Source organism: Streptomyces sp. NPDC042364 (assembly GCF_056437585.1).
Genome location: NZ_JBWKAJ010000002.1, coordinates 710,398 through 728,926 on the forward strand (window position 1 = coordinate 710,398; position 18,529 = coordinate 728,926).

The window sequence follows — 18,529 nt, forward strand, 5'->3', positions numbered from 1 at the left end:
GGTCACCGTCGACACCCCCGCGCCCGGCGCCTCGCCGCACGCGGGCAGGCCGGCCCCGCCACCGCCGTCCCGGAACTCGATGGACCGCCCCTGACCGTCGCCTCCCCGCGCCCTCACCCGCCTCACCGGCCGGACCACCGCGGTCTGCCGCGCCCCGCGCCGACAGCCCCCGGCCCGGTCTTCGGGGGGCCGCGGCGGCAACTCGAACGCCCCACCCCGCATGCCCCCGCCCCCACCGGCCCCGAAACTGACCCCATGCCAGGACATGCCCCCGGCGCCGGGTCGGGACCCAGCCCCATCGAGGACTACGCCCTGATCGGCGACCTCCTCACCGCGGCCCTGGTCGCCAAGGACGGCAGCATCGACTGGCTCTGTCTTCCCCGCTTCGACTCACCCGCCTGCTTCGCCGCCCTGCTCGGGGACGAGGACAACGGCCGCTGGCGCGTCGCCCCGCAGGAGCGGAGCGGCGCGGTGGCCCGCCGCCGCTACCGGGACGACACGCTGATCCTGGAGACGGAGTGGGAGACACCCGGGGGCCGGGCCCTGGTCACCGACTTCATGCCGCCGCGCGGCGAGGACGCCCCCTGCGTCGTACGGATCGTCGAGGGCCTGAACGGCACCGTGGACATGCACACGGAGCTGCGGCTGCGCTTCGACTACGGCCGGGTGCTGCCGTGGATGCGGCACCGGGACGGACAGCTCACGGGCATCGCCGGGCCCGACGCGGTGTGGCTGGACACCGGGGTCCGGCTGACCGCCGACGGCACCTCCCATCGCGCCACCTTCCGGGTCACCCCCGGTGAACGGGTCCCCTTCGTACTCGTCTGGCGCCCCTCGCATCTGCCGGCTCCCGACCCGGTGGACGCCTTCGACGCGCTCGCCGCCACGGAGACGTACTGGCGGCTGTGGCTGCGCCGGCTGACCTACGCGGGCCCGTACCGCGACGCGGTCGCCCGCTCCCTCATCACGCTGAAGGCCCTCACGTACGAGCCGACCGGAGGCATCGTCGCGGCCCCGACCACCTCCCTGCCCGAGGAGATCGGCGGCATCCGCAACTGGGACTACCGCTACTGCTGGCTGCGCGACGCCGGGATGGCGCTGGAGGCGCTGCTGCGCAGCGGGTTCACCGCCGAGGCGGACGCCTGGCGCGGCTGGCTGGCCCGGGCCCTCGCCGGCCGGCCGGAGGACGCGCAGATCATGTACGGCATCGCCGGGGAGCGGCGGCTGACCGAGTGGGAGGTCGACTGGCTGCCGGGCTACGAGGGGTCGCGCCCGGTGCGGATCGGCAACGCGGCCGCGGCCCAACGGCAGCTCGACGTACCCGGCGAGGTGATGGACACCATCCATCTGTCCATCGGCTGCGGACTGCGCCCGCGCCGGCACCTGGTCGACCTCCAGGCGGTCCTGCTCGACCACCTGGAGCAGGCGTGGACCGAACCCGACCAGGGCCTGTGGGAGATGCGCGGCACCCCCCGCCACTACACCCACTCCAAGGTGATGTGCTGGGTCGCCTTCGACCGCGCGGTCCGCCTGGCCGAGACGCACGACCGCCCCGGCCCGGTGGAGCACTGGCGCCGGCTGCGGGACCGTATCCACCGCGAGGTCTGCGAGCGCGCCTTCGACCCGGACCGGGGCACCTTCACCCAGTCGTACGGCTCCCGCGAACTCGACGCCGCGCTGCTGCAGATCCCGCAGACCGGGTTCCTGCCGCCCGACGACCCCCGCGTCGTCGGCACCGTCGAGGCGGTACGCCGCGAACTCCTCGTCGACGGCCTCGTGGCCCGCTACTCGGCGGGCGGCCCCGACTCCCCGGACGGCCTCACCGGCGGCGAGGGCGCCTTCCTCGCCTGCTCGTTCTGGCTCGCCGACGCCCTGCTGTCGATCGGCCGGGAGGACGAGGCCCGCGACCTGTACGAGCGGCTGCTCGACCTGCGCAACGACGTCGGGCTGCTCGCCGAGGAGTACGACCCCCGGGCCCGCCGCCAGCTCGGCAACTTCCCGCAGGCGTTCACGCACGTGCCGCTCATCCGGGTCGCCTACGAACTCGACCGGCACGCCACCCACGCCCGCCGCGGCCACCCCGAGGCCCCGCCCGGGGCGGGGGAGGGGTGAGCGTGCTGCCGGGATTCCTCACCAGGGCGGTCGACCTGCTGCTCGGCCGGGACGGCCGGAGCCGCCCCCTGCACCTGAGGGCGGCCGGCGGCGCCACCGTCGTCCTCGTCGTGGTGATGCTCCTCGGCTCCTGGGCGGTGACCGCCGCCGAACGGGACGCCGCGCGCGCCAACCTCACGTCGTACCCGAAGGCCCTGTGGTGGTCCGTCGAGACGGCCACGACCGTCGGCTACGGCGACTTCTATCCGGTGACCTTCTGGGGCCGGGTCGTCGGCGCGGTCGTCATGGTCGTCGGCATCACCACGTACGGCATGGTCACGGCGGCCATCGCCACCTGGTTCGTGGGCCGGGAGCAGAAGCGTCACCAACTCGCGCACCACGCACACGACCTGTGTGACGAGACCGCCCGCGCCCTGCACGAGCGCTTCGACCGGCTGGAGCGGATGCTCACCCGCACGAGTGATCCCGACTGAACCCCCGCGACCGCTCCTCGGACACCCCCTTGACGCGGAACGACAGGGGATCGACACTCCATCAGGGGTATTTCCTAGTGAACAGGTAGGGAATGATGGGGCGCGTGGAGCCGGTGGTGACTCGTGTGCGACGCACGCGCCGGCAGTCCCTCCTGCTGACCTCCCGCCGGCACATCGACCTGCAGCGCGTCTGCAGCGCGACACACCCCTCCGCCTGAAGCGGCGCGTGGCGCCGCGCCCGCCGCCGAGGACGCGTGTGCCCGTACCCGACCCCTGGGAGACCCATGCCCACTCTGTCCGTCCATGCCCTGAACGCCGTCCCGGCGCAGCGGCCGCAGCCCGCCTTCCGGGGCCGGATCGGCTGCGACGCCCGCAGCGGCCACTACGCCGTGCCGCGCCGCTACCGGTTGCACCTGTCACTGTCCTGTCCGGGCGCCCTCCGCATCGCCGTCGTGCACGGCCTGCTCGGGCTCGCGGACGTCTGTCCCGTCACGCTCCTGCCCGCCGTCCCCGACGGACCGGACGGCGAACACTCCGAGCTGCGCCCCCTGTACGAGGCGAGCGCGCACCGGTACGCCGGGGCGGCCACCGCGCCGGTCCTCGGCGACGACTGGTCCGGACGCATCGTCAGCAACCATGTCCCGGACATCATGCGCGACCTCGCCCGCCGATTCGGGGGCGGCCGCCCCGAGCTGTACCCGGAGGGTGCCGAGGGCGAGATCGAGGGCGTCGCCCGCCTCTGCGGGCAGGGCATCGACGCGACCGCGCAACGCGCCGGACGGGCCGACGCCGACGACGCGGCACGCCGCGACGCGCTCGGCTCCCTGCTGCGCACCCTGCGCTCGCTGGACGCCCGCCTGGCCCGGCAGGACCACGTCCTCGGCGACCGGCTCACCGCCGCCGACGTCGAGTTGTGGACGAGCCTGGTGCGACTCGACACCGTGCACCGCCGGCACCTGGACGCCGCCGCCGTGCACCGCGTCGCCGACCACCCGCACCTGTGGGCGTACGCGCGCCGGCTGACCGCCCACCCCGCCTTCGGGCCCCGTCTCGACCTCGACGGCATCGCCCGCAGGCACCACGCGCAGTGCCAGGGCCTGGAGGCCGCCGGAGCCGCCGTGCAGATCCTGGACTGGGCCTCCCACGTCCCGGACCAGGCCGTATCGACTGACGGTCAAACGTCCCACGCTGCGCACCGACGTTGACAGGGCCGTATCGGGCCTGCGTTACCTACGGCCACCCGAAGAACGCGAGGCCGCCGGGCCGGAAGAGCGATGGTGACGGACACGTACGCAACCCCGAGGCCGGCCGCCTGGCGGCGCCACGGCCGGGTGCCGCTCCGCGCCGACCGCGCGCCCGGGGCTCTCGACGAGTGAACCCCCAGGCGCCGCCGTGTCCGCCGGCGGCGCCCGCCGTTCCGCAGGCGCCGCCGGTGCGGGGGGCACGCGTTACGACGCCCTGAGCGGGTCGTGCCCCAGTGTCATCAACCGATGGCGGCGGTACGTCCCGTCCGCCTCCGGCTCGCTCTCCCGGTGGGCGTCGACGGAGTCCACGACCTCGTACATCACCCGGATGTCGTCATCGGTGAGATCCGTGCGCCGCTTCTGCAGGATCTCCAGCACCCGCCTGCCGGTGGACGACCCCGGCCGGTCCGGCAGCGGCTCCGTCTCCTCGTCGGCGTACCGGGTCCGGAGCCAGGCCGCCAGCTCCTGCGAGGTCATGTTCACCACGCGGTGGAACTCGTCCCACAGCGCGTCCAGTTCCAGGGCGTCGGTCATCGCTGCCCCCTTCGCCGCTCGGTGCTTGGCCTACGGCGGATCCCAAGCTCAGGCGTCCTCGCGCGGCCAGTTCTCCGCCTCGAACATCCAGCGCTGCTTCTCCAGTTCATAAGTGATGGAGATCAGCAGGTCCTGTGTCACCTTGTCCGCGTCCTCGGTGGCCTCGATGCGCTCCCGCAGCCGTCCGACGGACGTCCCCAGCGCCTCCACCAGAAGCCGCACGACCTCGTTGTCCCGCAGCCAGCCCTCCTTCGGGCCCTGCAGCGCGAACCTGGCCGCGACGGTCTCGGGGCGGCCGTCGGGCGCGACACCCAGCGCCGCCGCGCGTTCCGCCACCTGGTCCGCGAACGACCGTGCCGTGGAGACCACCTCGTCCAGTTGGAGGTGGATCGAACGGAACCGCGGGCCCACGATGTTCCAGTGGGCCTGCTTGCCGATCAGAGACAGGCCGAGCAGGTCCACCAGGGTCTCCTGCAGCGCCTCCCCGGTCACCCGGAGAGCCGCCTCGGGCAGGGTGCTCCTCACTATCGTCATCAGGTGAAACTCCTCATCGCATCAATGGCGCGTCATCGCTTCATGGCGCGTCGCCCGGTGCCGCGCCAACGCTTGGTGCCGGGCCGCCTCGACGCTCCCGGCCGTGCGGAGCAGCGCGGTGCGTTCCGCCTCGCACATGCCGCCCCACACACCGGACGTCTGCCCGCTGCCGAGCGCCCAAAGCAGACACTCGCGCAGCACGGGGCACCGGGCACAGACGCGCTTGGCGGCCTCGATGTCGTCGAGCGCCGGTCCTGTGGTGCCCACGGGGAAGAACAACTCGGGGTCCTCGCCCACGCAGGCCGCTTGCCGCAACCACTCCATGCGAGGCCGGGTGCCCAGGACGGATGGGGGAAAACGCGGCAAGCCACCGCCATGGACGCGGTCCTTCCGCATCGGCGCGCACCGGTGCGCCGGACCGCGCCCGCTCCTCAGCGCGCGAGCACACCGTCCACGAACTCCATGACATCCGCGAGGACTTCCGCACGGTTCGTCTCGTTGAACACCTCGTGCCGGGCACCCGGGTACACCCGCTCCGCCCACACCGTCCCGCGCAACCGCTCGATCCCGGCACGCGTCCCGGGCAGCGGCACGATCCGGTCGTCGTCGCCGTGCAACCACAGCAACGGCAGGGTCCCGACGCCCCCGTCCTCGGAGACGGTCTCCAGCGTGCGCTCGAAGGCCTCCAACGTCGGCCGCCTGAAGGGGCCGTGCCACACCAGCGGATCGTTCGCGTACGCGGCGCCGACCGCCGGATCCCGCGACAGCTGCTCCGGGTCGAGCGGCACCTCGGGCACCTCCGGCGGCGCGAGCAGCGCCCTCGGCACCCTCCAGTCACCGATCACCGGCCCGGACAGCACGAGCGCGGCCGGCCCGGCATCGTACCGCTGCGCGTACCGCGCGGCCACCAGACCGCCCATCGAGTGGCCGATCAGCACCACCGGAACACCCGGGTACGCGGCCCGGGCCAGCTCCTCCACCGTGTGCACATCGGTGACCACGTCCTCGAAGTCCTCGATCAGCACCCGCTCGCCGGCCGACCTGCCGTGTCCCATGTGGTCCGGGCCGAACACCGCCGCGCCATGGTCGACCAGGGCGTCCGCCACCTGCTCGTACCGGCCGATGTGCTCGCCGTAGCCGTGCACCAGGAGCGCCACGTACCGGGCTCCCTCGCGCGGCCACTCCCGTGCGGTGACACCGCCCCGGGTACCGGCGAAGGTGTGCTCCCGCGAGTCGGCCATGACGTCTCCCACTGGCGTCGGTGAAGGTGGCCCGGTGGATCCTGCCAGCCGGTCCGGCGACGGTCCATGGACCGGCCGGCACCGCGAACCGAACCGGACAGGCCCCGGGCCCCAGGACCGATCGGCGAGACGGTCCTGTCGGGGGCCGTTAGGTGCGCATAGCATCGGTCCCCGCATGAACACGATGACTCTCTGGCACCTGTCCCCGGCCGGGTTCGCCGCACTCGCCTTCGCCGCCCTGCTCGTCGGCTTCTCCAAGACCGCCGTGAGCGGCGCCAACACGGTCAGCCTCGCGATCTTCGCGGCCGTGCTTCCGGCCCGCGCCTCGACCGGTGTCCTGCTGCCGATCCTCATCGCCGGGGACGTCCTCGCCGTGCTGACCTACCGCCGGCACGCCCACTGGCCCACCCTGTGGCGGCTCTTCCCCGCCGTCGGCGCCGGCGTCGTGTTCGGCACGCTGTTCCTGATGTGGGCCGACGACCGGATCGTACGGACCTCGATCGGCGCGATCCTTCTGCTGATGACGGCGGTCACGGTGTGGCGCCGCCGCACCGCCGGCCAGGACGACGAACCGGGCTCCGTCACGACCCGCGCCGGGCGGGCCAAGGCCCGCTCGTACGGGGTCCTCGGCGGCTTCACCACCATGGTCGCCAACGCCGGCGGCCCGGTGATGTCCCTGTATCTGCTCTCGGCGGGCTTCCGGAAGCTCGGCTTTCTCGGCACGTCGGCGTTCTTCTTCCTGATCGTCAACGTCTCCAAGGTTCCCTTCAGCGTGGGCCTCGGCCTCATCGACGGCCCCTCCCTGCTGCTGGACGCGGCACTCGTCCTCTTCGTGGTGCCCGGCGCCCTGCTCGGCAAGTGGGCGGTGCACCGCATCAACCAGCGGCTCTTCGAGCAGCTGGTGATCGCGGCGACGGTCCTCGGCGGCCTCCAGCTACTGCTGCGCTGACGCCTTCGCCAGCAGCGCGGGCAGATCCGCGAACGAGTCCACCACGTGGTCGGGGCTGCCGCTCGCGGCGCGATGCGTCTCCGGCAGGTACTTCCCCGTCCTCACGAGCACCCCGGTGACGCCCGCCCGCTGCGCCGCCAGTACGTCCGACTCGATGTCGTCGCCGACCATCAGCGCGTCCCGAGCCCCGACGCCGAGGTGCGCCAGCGCCGCCTCGAAGAACGCGGCCGACGGCTTGCCCGTGATCTCGGCCTCCACCCGCGCCGCCTGCTCCAGCCCGGCCACGAACGCTCCCGAGTCCAGCTGGAGTCCCTCGTCCGTCCGCCAGTAGAGGTTGCGGTGCATCGCGACCAACCGGGCCCCGCGCTGAAGATGCCCGAAGGCCCGGTTGAGGGCCGCGTAGTCGAAGCCGGGCCCCGCCCCGCCGACGATCACCACGTCCGGGTCCGTCTCGTCGTCGCCGGCCAGCCGGACCCCGGTGAGGTCCTCGCGGATGTCGTCACCGCTGTTCAGCAGCGCGCAACGGGCACCGGGACAGTGCCGGGCGAGGTACGTGGCGGTCACGGCCGGCGCGGTCAGGATGTCGTCGGCCGCCACCGGGAACCCGGCGCCCGCGAGGACCCCCGCGATCGACGCCCGCGTCCGGGACGTCGTGTTGGTGACCAGCGCGACCCCCAGACCGGCCCCGCGGAGCTCCCGCAACGCCTCGACCGCACCCGGCAGGGGCTTCCACGAGACGGTGAGTACGCCGTCGATGTCGACGAGAACAGCACGCTTCGAGGGCATACCGGGACGATACCCAGGACGCCCGCACGGCCGCGGGCGCCGCGTCGGGAAAGCCTTACGGGACCGTCGGGCCGCTCCGCACGGGGAGCGCAGGCGGCCACCGTGCCCTGGTCAGCCCTCGCGGGGCCCGCGCGGCGGATACGTGTCCATGACCGGCACATGAATCCTCCGCACAGCGAGAGTCCGCCCGGACGGCCCGGACGGCCCGGACGGCCCGGACGGCCCGGACGGCCCGGACACCCGGGGCGCCGCGTCCGGGGGCGGTCGTGGAGCCGCGACGCCGGCGGCCACCGGCCATCGTGCCGCTACCCGGCCCCGCCTCCCCGCAGGCGAGGCGCCCACCGCACCGCGTCCACCGGCTGCCCTTCCCCCTCCACGACCCCGGCCAGCCGCCGCGCCCAAGCCGCCAGCGACGCCAGATCGACGCCGTACGGCCGCTTCCGGCCGTCAGCCGCCGCCCACTCCTCGACCGCGCCGGCCCCGCGCCGCAGCAGCCGCGCGCCGCCCTTGGTGTTCCCGCGCGCCGAGTGCGTGAGCCCGACGGCGAGCTGGGCCAGCCCCCGCCACAGGGCGCGCTCCTCCTCCGGCCCCGACTTCCAGGCGTCCTCGAAGACCTCGTGCGCGTGGAACGGCTTCCCCGCGTCCATCAGCGCCTGCGCCTCCGCGACGGTCTCCTCGGGCCCCCGTACGATCCCCTCCGGCTGCCGCTCCACACCGTCCGCCCCGTACGGCAACGGTCGCCCGAGCCCGTCCCGGGGACGCGCGTTCCGCGCGCGCCCCTCCGCGTCCCGGTCCCGTCCCCGCGCCGCCCCGCCGTCCGATGTCGCGTCCATGCCCCGATTGTCCCTCGCCCCCGTCGACCACAGGGCACCGGCCGACGTACGGTAAAGTTCTGTCTGCGCGATCACGCGGTTCCACCGCGGACAGCGCACCGGGACGTGGCGCAGCTTGGTAGCGCACTTGACTGGGGGTCAAGGGGTCGCAGGTTCAAATCCTGTCGTCCCGACGGTGCAGGGGCAGCGGGCCCGCCGAATACGGCGGGCCCGCTGCTCGTTCCGGCGCCGCGAACGACGTGTCCGGATTGCATCGCACCTGTGTACGGCCCGCCGCCGTCCGGGGAAAAGGCTTGGACCTCGTGCGTCCCGGCACGGGAGACTTCGAGCCATGCCCTCTTTATACGCGTATGACGCGGCCGCTCAGGCAGGGCATCCCCCAGGAGGCACGTGGCGGACCGCCACACGACACACAGGGGCGGGATGGGATCACCTGAATCACGCACAGCACCGCCGGGCAAGGGCCCGGTCCTCCTCGCACTGCGCTACTACGGACGGGAGCTCGCCCGGCTGCGGCTGCTGGCCCTCCCCGGCATGCTCCTGCCGGCCCTCGGCAACATCGGCATCCACTACGTCGCACCGCTGGTCGTCGCCAAACTCGTCGGCCGGATCGCCGACGACACCGGCATCACCGTCGGCTCGGCACTGCCCTACGTCCTCGGGTTCGCCGGCGTCCTCCTGTTCGCCGAGACGCTCTGGCGCCTCGGCCTGCACTGTCTGAACCGTCTCGACGCCCTCGGCATCGAGCGCCTGTACGTCATCGGCATGGACGAACTGTTCGCCAGGGACGCCGCGTTCTTCCACGACAACTTCGCCGGTTCGCTGACCAAGCGCGTGCTGAGCTTCGCCTCCCGCTTCGAGCAGTTCGTCGACACGCTCACGTTCTCGGTCCTCGGCAACTTCGTGCCGCTGCTGTTCGGGGCGGTGGTCCTGTGGCGTTACGAGCCGCTCCTCGTCGTCGGGCTCCTGGTGATGATCGCGTTGACGGCGGTCTGCGTGGTGCCCCTCATCCGCCGCCGCCAGGTGCTCGTGGGACTGCGCGAGGAGGCCATCGCCCGTGTGTCGGGCCATGTCGCCGACAGTCTGATGAACATGGACACGGTCCGCGCCTTCGCCGCCGAGGAGCGGGAAGCCGCGGAGCACCGGTCCCGGGTCGCCGAGTCCCGGCGGCTCTCCCTGCGGTCGTGGGACTACGGCAACCTCCGCATCGACACCCTGGTCGCCCCGCTCTCCGTCCTCACCAATGTGCTCGGCCTGGTGCTCGCGATCGCCCTCGGCGCGGGCGGGAACGGTGTGGAAGCGGTCGTCGTCGCCTTCACCTACTACACCAACGCCACCCGGATCATGTTCGAGTTCAACCAGATCTACCGCCGTATGGAGAGCGCGATGACGGAGGCCGCGCAGTTCACCGACCTGCTGCGGAACCCGCCGACCGTGCTCGACCCGGCGGAACCGGAGCCGCTGCGGCCCGGCCCCGCCGACGTGCGCTTCGAAAAGGTGACCTTCGCCCACGCGGGCGCCGAGCCGCTCTTCCGGGGCCTCGACCTGACGGTGCCCAGCGGGGCGAAGGTCGGTCTGGTGGGCCGCTCCGGCGGCGGCAAGACAACGCTGTCCAGGCTCCTGCTGCGCATGACCGACATCGATGCCGGACGGATCCTCGTCGGCGGCCAGGACATCAGCCGGTTGCGCCAGGCCGACCTGCGCGGCCTCATCGCGTATGTGCCGCAGGACCCGGCCATGTTCCACCGCACCCTGCGGGACAACATCGCGTTCGCCCGGCCCGACGCCACCGACGCCGAGATCCGGCGGGCGGCGGAGGCGGCCCACGTCACGGAGTTCGCCGACGCCCTGCCGGACGGCTTCGAGACGCTGGTGGGCGAGCGCGGCGTCAAACTGTCCGGCGGACAGCGCCAGCGGGTCGCGCTTGCCAGGGCGATCCTGCGCGACGCGCCGATCCTGCTCCTCGACGAGGCGACCAGCGCCCTCGACTCGGAGAGCGAGGTCCTCGTCCAGGAGGCGCTGTGGCGGCTCATGGAGGGCCGTACGGCGCTCGTGGTCGCCCACCGGCTGAGCACGGTCGCCGGCATGGACCGGCTCGTCGTCCTCGACCGCGGCCGGATCATCGAGCAGGGCACGCACCAGGAACTGCTCACCGCCGACGGCGCCTACGCGAGGCTGTGGCAGCACCAGTCGGGCGGCTTCCTCGACGACGGCCCCACCGGCGACCCCGCCGACGACACTTCGGCCGACCACGGACCCACCGTCCCCGCACCCGCCGAGCACGCACCCGACAGCCGCAAGCCCGCCGGCCAGACCTTCGCCCACCCGACGTCCGCCGACCACGGACCCGCCGACGAACCGTCCGTGTCCGCCGACGGGACCTCCGCACATGACCGGCCCGCCGATCCGCTGGGCGTTCAGCCCCGGTAGCCCCGCAGCTTCCGGTACAGCGTGGCGCGGGCGATGCCCAGGGCCGCCGCCGTCCGGGCCTTGTTGCCGCCGTGGCGGTGGAGGGCGTCCAGGATGGCGGCGCGCTCGGCGCGCTCCATGGGGCTGAGCTGTCGGGCGGCGGGGCCCTCCCGTACCGGGGCCGGCAGCTCGGCCCGCCGGACGGGACCCGTCGCCCGGCGCCGCTCGGTCAACGCCCGTACCAGGTGCACCAGTTCGGTGACGTTGCCGGGCCACGGGTGCCGCTCCAGAGCGCGCAGCGCGTCCAGTGTCCAGGTGAGCGGTGGTTCCCCCGGCGCCGGCCGCGGGGTGAGGGAGTCGAGCAAGTCCCTGATGTCCTCCGGTCGTTCGCGCAGCGCGGGCAGGATGACCGAGCGTGCGGCCAGGCTGTCCAGCAGCCGTTGGAGGCAGGGGCCGGGAGGGGGACCCGGGGTGTACGTCACCAGCAGGGGCGCCGCGGGAGGCGCCTCGAGGAGTGAGTTGAGGGCCGCCACATCGCGCTGGGTCAGGCGCTCGGCATGCCGGATGAGAACCGTGCGACCGCCCTTCCACGCCTCCAGGGCCGCGTCGACCTCCCCCTCCGCCGCGTCCGCCGTCAGCGGCGGGTCCCCGGTCAGTTCCCGGGCCAGAGCCGTCTTCCCCGTGCCGCGCTCCCCGACGAGCAGCAGCGGCTCGGACGACGACCGGGCCAGCTCCACCGCCCGGTCGACCGCGTGCCGCCAGGCCACCGAACGCCCGGCCGGCCCTCCGTCGCCACCGGCACCGACACGCTGCCCGGCCCTGGCCCCGCCGCGCCGCTCGTCCGCCGCGGCAGCCGCCCGTCCCACCGGCTCCAGTACGGCGACCACCCCGATCACCGAGCCGAGATGCGTCACCGGGGTGAGCATCGCGCGACACCTCGAACCCTCCGGCAGCCGGGCGGGGTACGAGGAGGGGGCCGCCGGGGACGAGGACGGGGACGGCGACGTGGACGGGGGCGGCGACGTGGACGGAGGCGGGGATGGGGACCGGAACCGTGACGGATAGGCGGCGGAGGCCGCCATCCCCGCCGCGTACTCCCGCCCCGCCGCAGCGTCCAGCTCCGCCGCAGTCTCCCGCCCCGCCGCGGTCTCCAGCTCCGCCGCAGCCTCCGCCCCCGCACAGCCCCCGGGACCCGAGCCTCCCGACACCCCGACCACGGCGACCGCATGCCTCTCCAGCGCCTCCAGCCCCTCCGGCGACAGCAGCCGCCCCGCTGCCTCGCTGACCAGCCGGCTGCGGCCGTCCAGGGCGACGACCGCCCGCCCAGGCCCCTGGGGCCCGCGCCCGCCGCGCTCCCGCCCCCGGCCCACCTCACTCTCCTGGCCGTGACGCCCCGCACCCCCCAACGCCGCCGCATACGCGTCCAGCAGCACCCGCTCCGCCCCCTGCGACCGCGCGAGGAGCTCCGCCTCGACGGCGTCGGCGGCGGCCTCGGCGAGGGCGGCGCCCGGATGCGGGCCGCACTCCGCGCAGAGCGCGGAGGCCACGGTCACCGTGCCCAGTGGCCGCCCGGCGCCGGGCGCGAGCACCGGCACGCTGACCGCGCAGACGTCCTGCCAGAGGTCGAGGAAGTGTTCGGGTCCGTGGACCTCGGCGCGCCGCCGGGTGCTCAGCGCCCGGGCCGCGCTGTTGGCGCCGACCGCCTGCTCGGAGAGGTCGAGCCGGCACAGGTCGTCCCGTCCGCCCCCGGCCGCCCAGCGCACCCGCAATCGCTCGTCGGTGAGGAGCAGGGCCGCCTGTTCCGCGCCGAGGGCGGGCGCGATCCGTTCGAGGACCGGCCGGGCCGCCGCCAGCAGGGCCGACTCCTCCGGCCGTACGGGAGGCCGGACCGGGTCGGGGAACGGGTCCCGCACATCGTGCCGTACCCCGAAGAACCGGGCACGCTTCCACGCGGCGACGACCTCTTCCGGTACGTCGTCCGGCAGTTGCCGCCCCAGCAGGAACAACTCCCGGGCCCTGCGCAGCGAAGTGAGGGTGGGGCGGTCGGAGACGGAGGGATGCTCTGTGGTGGTCACGACACCAATCACCGTACCGGCACAGGTTGAATGAGCAACAAGCGCCCCGCTTCCGTACTCCCTGGTGTGGGAGGCACCGCGCGGGTGCCCCCCGGCTCCGCCCCCCGGCTCTTCCCTCCGTCCCCGTGACACGGGCCGCCTCACACGGACGCCGCACTGTCTCATAGTGAGACACCCACGCTCCCGCACACCCGTCCATGATCTTGGACGGTCGGTGCCTGTTCTCATGTCCCTGGAGCGTCCCCCGTGCACACCGTCGAGCCCCATGTCGTGACCGACGTACTGATCGTGGGCAGCGGCCCCGCCGGCGCCTCCGCCGCGCTCGCGCTGAGCACCTACGGCGTGCCGAACACCGTCGTCACCCGCTACGCGCACCTCGCCGACACGCCCCGCGCGCACATCACCAACCAGCGCACCATGGAGGTGCTGCGGGACCTCGGTGTCGAGGACGAGGTCGTGGCGAAGGCCACCCCGCAGCATCTGATGGGCGACACGACCTTCTGCACCAGCCTCGCCGGCGAGGAGCTCGGCCGGGTCCGCTCCTGGGGCAACGACCCGCTCGTGCAGGCCGCGCACGAACTCGCCAGCCCCACCCGTATGTGCGACATGCCCCAGCACCTCATGGAGCCCGTGCTGATGGACGCGGCGGTCGCCCGTGGCACCAACCTGCGCTTCAGCACCGTCTACAAGTCCTTCGTCCAGGACGCCGACGGTGTCACGGTCACCGTCGAGGACCGGCTGCGCGGCGACGAGTACACCATCCGCGCCAAGTACCTGATCGGCGCCGACGGCGGCCGCTCCCAGGTCGCCGAGGACGCCGGGCTGCCCATGGGCGGCCAGATGGGCGTGGCCGGCAGCATCAACATCGTCTTCGACGCCGACCTCACGAAGTACACCGCGCACCGGCCCTCCACCCTGTACTGGGTGCTCGCCCCGGGCGCCACCGTCGGCGGCATCGGAGCGGGCCTCGTGCGCTGCGTCCGGCCCTGGAACGAGTGGCTGATCGTCTGGGGGTACGACGTCACCGCCGGCGCCCCCGACCTCACCACCGAGTACGCCGAGAGCATCGTCCGCAAGCTGATCGGCGACGACGAGATCCCGGTGACGATCAAGTCGTCCTCGGCGTGGACGGTCAACGAGATGTACGCGGAGACGTACTCCGACGGCCGGGTCTTCTGCGCCGGTGACGCCACGCACCGCCACCCCCCGTCCAACGGCCTCGGCTCCAACACCTCCATCCAGGACTCCTACAACCTGGCCTGGAAGCTCAAGCTCGTCCTCGACGGCACGGCCTCCCCGACGCTGCTGGACACCTACACCGCCGAACGCGCCCCGGTCGGCCGGCAGATCGTCACCCGCGCCAACAAGTCCATCGGCGAGACCGCCCCCGTCTTCGAGGCGCTCGACGGGCTCTCCCCGCAGACCCCCGAGCAGCTGTGGGCCAACATCGCCGCCCGCAAGGACGCCACCGAGGCCGCCGAGAAGCAGCGGGCGCGACTGCGCGAGGCCATCGCGTTCAAGGTGTACGAGTTCAACGCGCACGGCGTCGACCTCAACCAGCGGTACACCTCGGACGCGATCGTGCCCGACGGCACCCCCGACCCCGGTTTCGACCGCGACCCCGAGCTGTACCACCAGCCCAGCACCCGCCCCGGCGCCAAGCTCCCGCACGCCTGGATCACCTCCGGCACCCGCACCCTCTCCACGCTCGACACCGTCGGACAGGGCCGCTTCACCCTGATCACCGGCATCGGCGGCACCCACTGGACCCGGGCGGCCGAGGCCCAGGACCCCGCGATCGCGACCGTCGTCATCGGCCCCGGCCAGGAGTACGAGGACCCGTACGGCGACTGGTCGCGGCTCAGCGAGGTGGCCGACGGGGGAGCGCTGCTCGTCCGCCCCGACGGGTACGTCGCCTTCCGGCACGCCACGGCCGCCGCGTCCGCCGAGGACGCCGAGCGGTTGCTGACGGAGGCGGTGCGGCGGATCCTCGGACATGCCTGACGGGAAGGATGCCCGGACATGACCAGCGAATTCACCACCCGCATCACCGAAGAGGTCGTCGACAGCCTGAAGGGCACCCCCGACCCCCGCCTGCGCGAGCTGCTCGCCGCCCTGACCCGCCATCTGCACGCCTTCGTCCGCGAGACCGAGCCCACCATGGCGGAGTGGGAGCAGGCCATCGCGTTCCTCACCGCGACCGGACAGGCGTGCACCGCCACCCGGCAGGAGTTCGTGCTGCTCTCGGACGTGCTCGGCGTCTCGATGCTCGTGGAGACGATCAACAGCGAGCGGGGCGCGGACGGGGAGCACGGGGACGGAAACGGCGAGCGGGGTGGCGGGCAGGGCCGGCCCGGCGGCGTGACCGAGTCGACCGTTCTCGGCCCCTTCCACATGACCGACTCACCGCCCCGCGCGCTCGGCGCGGACATCGACCTCGTCGGCGGCGGAGAGCCGTGCGTGATCAGCGGCCGTGTGCTGTCCCGCGACGGCACCCCGCTGCCCGGCGCGGTCCTCGACGTCTGGCAGGCGAACGCCGAGGGCTTCTACGACGTACAGCAGCCGGACGTGCAGCCGCCGGGCAACGGGCGCGGACTGTTCACGACGGACGACGAGGGCCGCTTCTGGTTCCGCACCTGTGTGCCCAGCCCGTACCCGATCCCGACGGACGGGCCGGTCGGCGCGCTCCTCGGGGCCACGGCCCGCCACCCCTACCGCCCGGCCCACATCCACTTCATCGGTTCGGCGGAGGGGCACCGGACGGTCACCACACATATCTTCGTGGCCGGCAGCGACCACCTCGACTCGGACGCGGTCTTCGCCGTCAAGGAGAGCCTCGTCCAGGACTTCACGCAGACCGACGACCCCGCACTGGCAGGGGAGTTCGGCATCCCGAACCCGTTCCGGCACGCCCGCTTCGACCTCGTCCTCGACACCCTCGACCGCGAGGGGGCGTGATGGAGTTCGTCCACGAGTCCCCGCCCGTGCGGGTCGTCCTGCGACCCGGCGCCTCGGTGACCGCCGTACCCGGCGAGGCCGAACGCCTGGGCCTGCGACGGCTGCTGGTGGTGTCCGGGCCCCGGGGCGCGGAGACGGCCCGGGCCGTCGCGGACTCCCTGGGCGACGCCTGCGCCGGGCTGCACACCGAGGCCCGTATGCATGTGCCCGTCGAGGTCGCCGAACGGGCCGTCGAGGTGGCACACGCCGCCGCCGCGGACGGTTGCGTGGCCGTCGGCGGCGGCTCCGCGATCGGCCTGGGCAAGGCGATCGCCCTGCGCACCGGACTGCCGCTGATCGCGGTGCCGTCGACGTACTCGGGCTCGGAGATGACCCCCGTCTGGGGCCTGACCGAGCACGGCGCCAAACGCACCGGACTCGACCCGTCCGTCCTGCCCCGCAGCGTCGTCTACGACCCGCGACTCACCCTGTCCCTCCCCGTGGGGCTGACCGTGACCAGCGGCATCAACGCGGTCGCCCACGCGGCGGAGGCCCTCTACGCCCCGGACGCCACACCGCTGGTGTCGCTGACCGCGGCGGAGGGCGCCCGGGCCATGACCCACGCCCTGCCCGAACTGGCGGCCCACCCGCAGGATCTCGACGCCCGGAGCCGCGCGCTCTACGGCGCCTGGCTGTGCGGTGCCGCGCTCGGCGCGACCACCATGGGCCTGCACCACAAGCTCTGCCACGTCCTCGGCGGCACCTTCGGCCTGCCCCACGCCGAGACCCACACGGTCGTCCTCCCGTACGCCCTGGCCCACAACGCCCCCGCCGCCCCGGAGGCCCTGGCGGCGCTGGGCCGGGCCCTGGACACCGAGGACGTCCCGAGCGCCCTGCGGGAGCTGGCCGGCCGTCTCGGCGCCCCCCGCTCCCTCGCCGAACTCGGACTGAGGGAAACCGACTTGGCGCCGGCCGCGGCCCAGGCGGCCGGACAGACGTACCCCAACCCGCGCGAGGTCACCGAGGCGGGTGTGCTGGACGTACTGAGAGCGGCGTACGCGGGCGGCCGGCCGACACCCACCTGACCCATGCCCACCGAACACCGCGAACTGAAAGGTGAACAGCATGCCCCTCGGACTGCTCCGGCGGCGATCCTCTCGAGCCACCCGGGGAGCCGCGGGCCTGACGCTTCCGGTCCCGCCCGGCGCGGGTTCCCTCGTCCGCGAGGTCCTGGACCCCGTGAACCAGCCCATGGGCGCGGCCGAGGTGACGGTGACGGAACTCCGCAGCCACCGGGTCGCGGCCCGCGGCACCACCGACCCGTACGGCTACTTCATGGCCGTCCTGCCGCCGGGCGCGTACAGCCTGCTGATCGTGGCCGAGGGGCTCGAACCCCACCGCGAGTCCGTGGAGATCATCGCGGACACCGGCCCGACCCCGGAGCGCGTCTGGCTGAGGTCGGCCCGGCAGCTGGAACTCCCCGTCCCCGGCACCTGGCTCTTCGACCCGCCGCACACCGCGATCCGCTTCATCGCCAAGCACGTCGGCATGGCCCACGTCCACGGCCGGTTCGAACGCTTCGAGGGCGGCCTGCAGATCGCCCAGGACGTCACCGAGTCCCGCGTCCGCGTACGCATCGACGCGTCGAGCATCAACACGGGCAACAACACCCGTGACACACACCTGCGTTCGGCCGACTTCCTCGATGTCGAACGCTTCCCCCACATCGACTTCACCAGCCACCGCTTCGCCTACCGGGGCGGCAGCAAGTGGACCCTCCAGGGCAGCCTCACCATGCACGGCGTCAGCCGTTCCGTCTCCCTCGACACCACCTACCTGGGCACCGTCAACGGCGGCTACGGCGAGGAACTGCGCTGCGCCGCCCTCGCCAAGGCCGAACTCCACCGCGAGGACTACACCCTCAACTGGCGAACGATGCTCGCCCGGGGCATAGCCGTCGTCGGCCCCACGGTCCAACTGGAACTCGACGTCCAGGCCATGTACCGCACCCACGACACGCCTACGCCGCCCGAGTAGCGAGCACCGAGCCCGCGCGACAACCGGTGATCCGGGCGCAGGGCCACGTAGGGTAGGGTTTACCTGCGCGTTCACACAGCACATGAGCAGCACCGGGGCTGTGGTGACGCGACGGGACGTGGCGCAGCTTGGTAGCGCACTTGACTGGGGGTCAAGGGGTCGCAGGTTCAAATCCTGTCGTCCCGACTCTGCCTCACCAGAGTCGCAGGCCGTTCTCTCCTCGACGGGGAGAACGGCCTTTCCGCGCTCCGTACCCGGGCGGTCCCCTCCGGATGCTCCTATGGATGTCAAGCCGCAGGAGCGAGGTCGGTTTGCGTGATTGGTTCGGTTGGTGTGCTGGTGAGAGCGCGGTAGATCTCGCGGGC

Annotated in this window: 17 protein-coding genes and 2 tRNA genes; 12 read left to right on the plus strand and 7 right to left on the minus strand. The window is 73.3% G+C overall.

Features of this window, described 5'->3' with window-relative positions; translation table 11 throughout:
- The first annotated feature begins 255 nt into the window (after nucleotides 1–255).
- The 4 genes from AC067N_RS06405 to AC067N_RS06420 all read left to right on the plus strand — a co-directional run bounded on the left by AC067N_RS06405 (nucleotide 256) and on the right by AC067N_RS06420 (nucleotide 3,790).
- A complete protein-coding gene (locus AC067N_RS06405) occupies nucleotides 256–2,112 on the plus strand; it encodes a glycoside hydrolase family 15 protein (protein ID WP_478677720.1) in 1,857 nt (618 codons plus the stop codon).
- A 2-nt stretch (nucleotides 2,113–2,114) separates the two neighbouring features.
- Nucleotides 2,115–2,585, plus strand: coding sequence for a potassium channel family protein (locus tag AC067N_RS06410; protein ID WP_478677776.1), 471 nt, complete (start codon nucleotides 2,115–2,117; stop codon nucleotides 2,583–2,585).
- Nucleotides 2,586–2,680: 95 nt separating this feature from the next.
- Nucleotides 2,681–2,803 carry a putative leader peptide gene (locus tag AC067N_RS06415; RefSeq protein WP_478677777.1) on the plus strand — a complete coding sequence of 41 codons (123 nt, stop codon included), beginning with the start codon at nucleotides 2,681–2,683 and terminating at the stop codon, nucleotides 2,801–2,803.
- Nucleotides 2,804–2,869: 66 nt separating this feature from the next.
- Nucleotides 2,870–3,790, plus strand: coding sequence for a glutathione S-transferase C-terminal domain-containing protein (locus AC067N_RS06420; protein WP_478677721.1), 921 nt, complete (start codon nucleotides 2,870–2,872; stop codon nucleotides 3,788–3,790).
- A 243-nt stretch (nucleotides 3,791–4,033) separates the two neighbouring features.
- On the opposite strand, the gene AC067N_RS06425 is transcribed toward AC067N_RS06420, so the two are convergent.
- From AC067N_RS06425 to AC067N_RS06440, 4 genes are all read right to left on the minus strand, one after another.
- Nucleotides 4,034–4,363, minus strand: coding sequence for a DUF3140 domain-containing protein (locus AC067N_RS06425; RefSeq protein WP_478677722.1), 330 nt, complete (start codon nucleotides 4,361–4,363; stop codon nucleotides 4,034–4,036).
- Nucleotides 4,364–4,411: 48 nt separating this feature from the next.
- On the minus strand, nucleotides 4,412–4,897 hold the full coding sequence (locus AC067N_RS06430; RefSeq protein ID WP_478677723.1) for a Dps family protein: 486 nt from the start codon (nucleotides 4,895–4,897) through the stop codon (nucleotides 4,412–4,414).
- Nucleotides 4,898–4,918: 21 nt separating this feature from the next.
- Nucleotides 4,919–5,221 carry a WhiB family transcriptional regulator gene (locus AC067N_RS06435; RefSeq protein WP_478677724.1) on the minus strand — a complete coding sequence of 101 codons (303 nt, stop codon included), beginning with the start codon at nucleotides 5,219–5,221 and terminating at the stop codon, nucleotides 4,919–4,921.
- Nucleotides 5,222–5,328: 107 nt separating this feature from the next.
- On the minus strand, nucleotides 5,329–6,138 hold the full coding sequence (locus tag AC067N_RS06440; RefSeq protein WP_478677725.1) for a lysophospholipase: 810 nt from the start codon (nucleotides 6,136–6,138) through the stop codon (nucleotides 5,329–5,331).
- Between the two features lie 175 nt (nucleotides 6,139–6,313).
- Between AC067N_RS06440 and AC067N_RS06445 the strand changes: the two genes are divergently transcribed.
- Nucleotides 6,314–7,087, plus strand: coding sequence for a sulfite exporter TauE/SafE family protein (locus AC067N_RS06445; RefSeq protein WP_478677726.1), 774 nt, complete (start codon nucleotides 6,314–6,316; stop codon nucleotides 7,085–7,087).
- Here AC067N_RS06445 and AC067N_RS06450 read toward each other — a convergent pair.
- On the minus strand, nucleotides 7,073–7,873 hold the full coding sequence (locus tag AC067N_RS06450) for a TIGR01458 family HAD-type hydrolase (protein WP_478677727.1): 801 nt from the start codon (nucleotides 7,871–7,873) through the stop codon (nucleotides 7,073–7,075). The genes AC067N_RS06445 and AC067N_RS06450 overlap by 15 nt on opposite strands.
- A 305-nt stretch (nucleotides 7,874–8,178) precedes the next feature.
- Nucleotides 8,179–8,706, minus strand: coding sequence for a DUF309 domain-containing protein (locus AC067N_RS06455; RefSeq protein WP_478677728.1), 528 nt, complete (start codon nucleotides 8,704–8,706; stop codon nucleotides 8,179–8,181).
- Nucleotides 8,707–8,805: 99 nt separating this feature from the next.
- On the opposite strand from AC067N_RS06455, the gene AC067N_RS06460 reads away from it, so the two are divergent.
- Nucleotides 8,806–8,879: transfer RNA gene (locus tag AC067N_RS06460), tRNA-Pro, on the plus strand.
- A gap of 250 nt (nucleotides 8,880–9,129) precedes the next feature.
- Nucleotides 9,130–11,136 carry an ABC transporter ATP-binding protein gene (locus tag AC067N_RS06465; protein WP_478677729.1) on the plus strand — a complete coding sequence of 669 codons (2,007 nt, stop codon included), beginning with the start codon at nucleotides 9,130–9,132 and terminating at the stop codon, nucleotides 11,134–11,136.
- Here AC067N_RS06465 and AC067N_RS06470 read toward each other — a convergent pair.
- Nucleotides 11,124–13,190, minus strand: a complete 2,067-nt coding sequence (locus AC067N_RS06470; protein ID WP_478677730.1) for a helix-turn-helix domain-containing protein — start codon at nucleotides 13,188–13,190, stop codon at nucleotides 11,124–11,126. The two genes, AC067N_RS06465 and AC067N_RS06470, sit on opposite strands and share 13 nt — an antisense overlap.
- 246 nt (nucleotides 13,191–13,436) lie before the next feature.
- Between AC067N_RS06470 and AC067N_RS06475 the strand changes: the two genes are divergently transcribed.
- From AC067N_RS06475 to AC067N_RS06495, 5 genes are all read left to right on the plus strand, one after another.
- Nucleotides 13,437–15,194 (plus strand): FAD-dependent oxidoreductase, encoded by a 1,758-nt coding sequence (locus tag AC067N_RS06475; RefSeq protein WP_478677731.1) that lies wholly within the window; start codon nucleotides 13,437–13,439, stop codon nucleotides 15,192–15,194.
- An 18-nt stretch (nucleotides 15,195–15,212) separates the two neighbouring features.
- Entirely contained in the window at nucleotides 15,213–16,148 is a 936-nt protein-coding gene (locus AC067N_RS06480; protein WP_478677732.1) for a dioxygenase family protein, read from the plus strand.
- Nucleotides 16,148–17,212 (plus strand): maleylacetate reductase, encoded by a 1,065-nt coding sequence (locus tag AC067N_RS06485; protein ID WP_478677733.1) that lies wholly within the window; start codon nucleotides 16,148–16,150, stop codon nucleotides 17,210–17,212. The genes AC067N_RS06480 and AC067N_RS06485 overlap by 1 nt, the downstream gene beginning before the upstream one ends.
- 40 nt (nucleotides 17,213–17,252) lie before the next feature.
- Nucleotides 17,253–18,164 carry a YceI family protein gene (locus tag AC067N_RS06490; RefSeq protein WP_478677734.1) on the plus strand — a complete coding sequence of 304 codons (912 nt, stop codon included), beginning with the start codon at nucleotides 17,253–17,255 and terminating at the stop codon, nucleotides 18,162–18,164.
- 112 nt (nucleotides 18,165–18,276) lie between these two features.
- Nucleotides 18,277–18,350 (plus strand) — tRNA-Pro (locus AC067N_RS06495).
- Nucleotides 18,351–18,529: the final 179 nt, after the last annotated feature.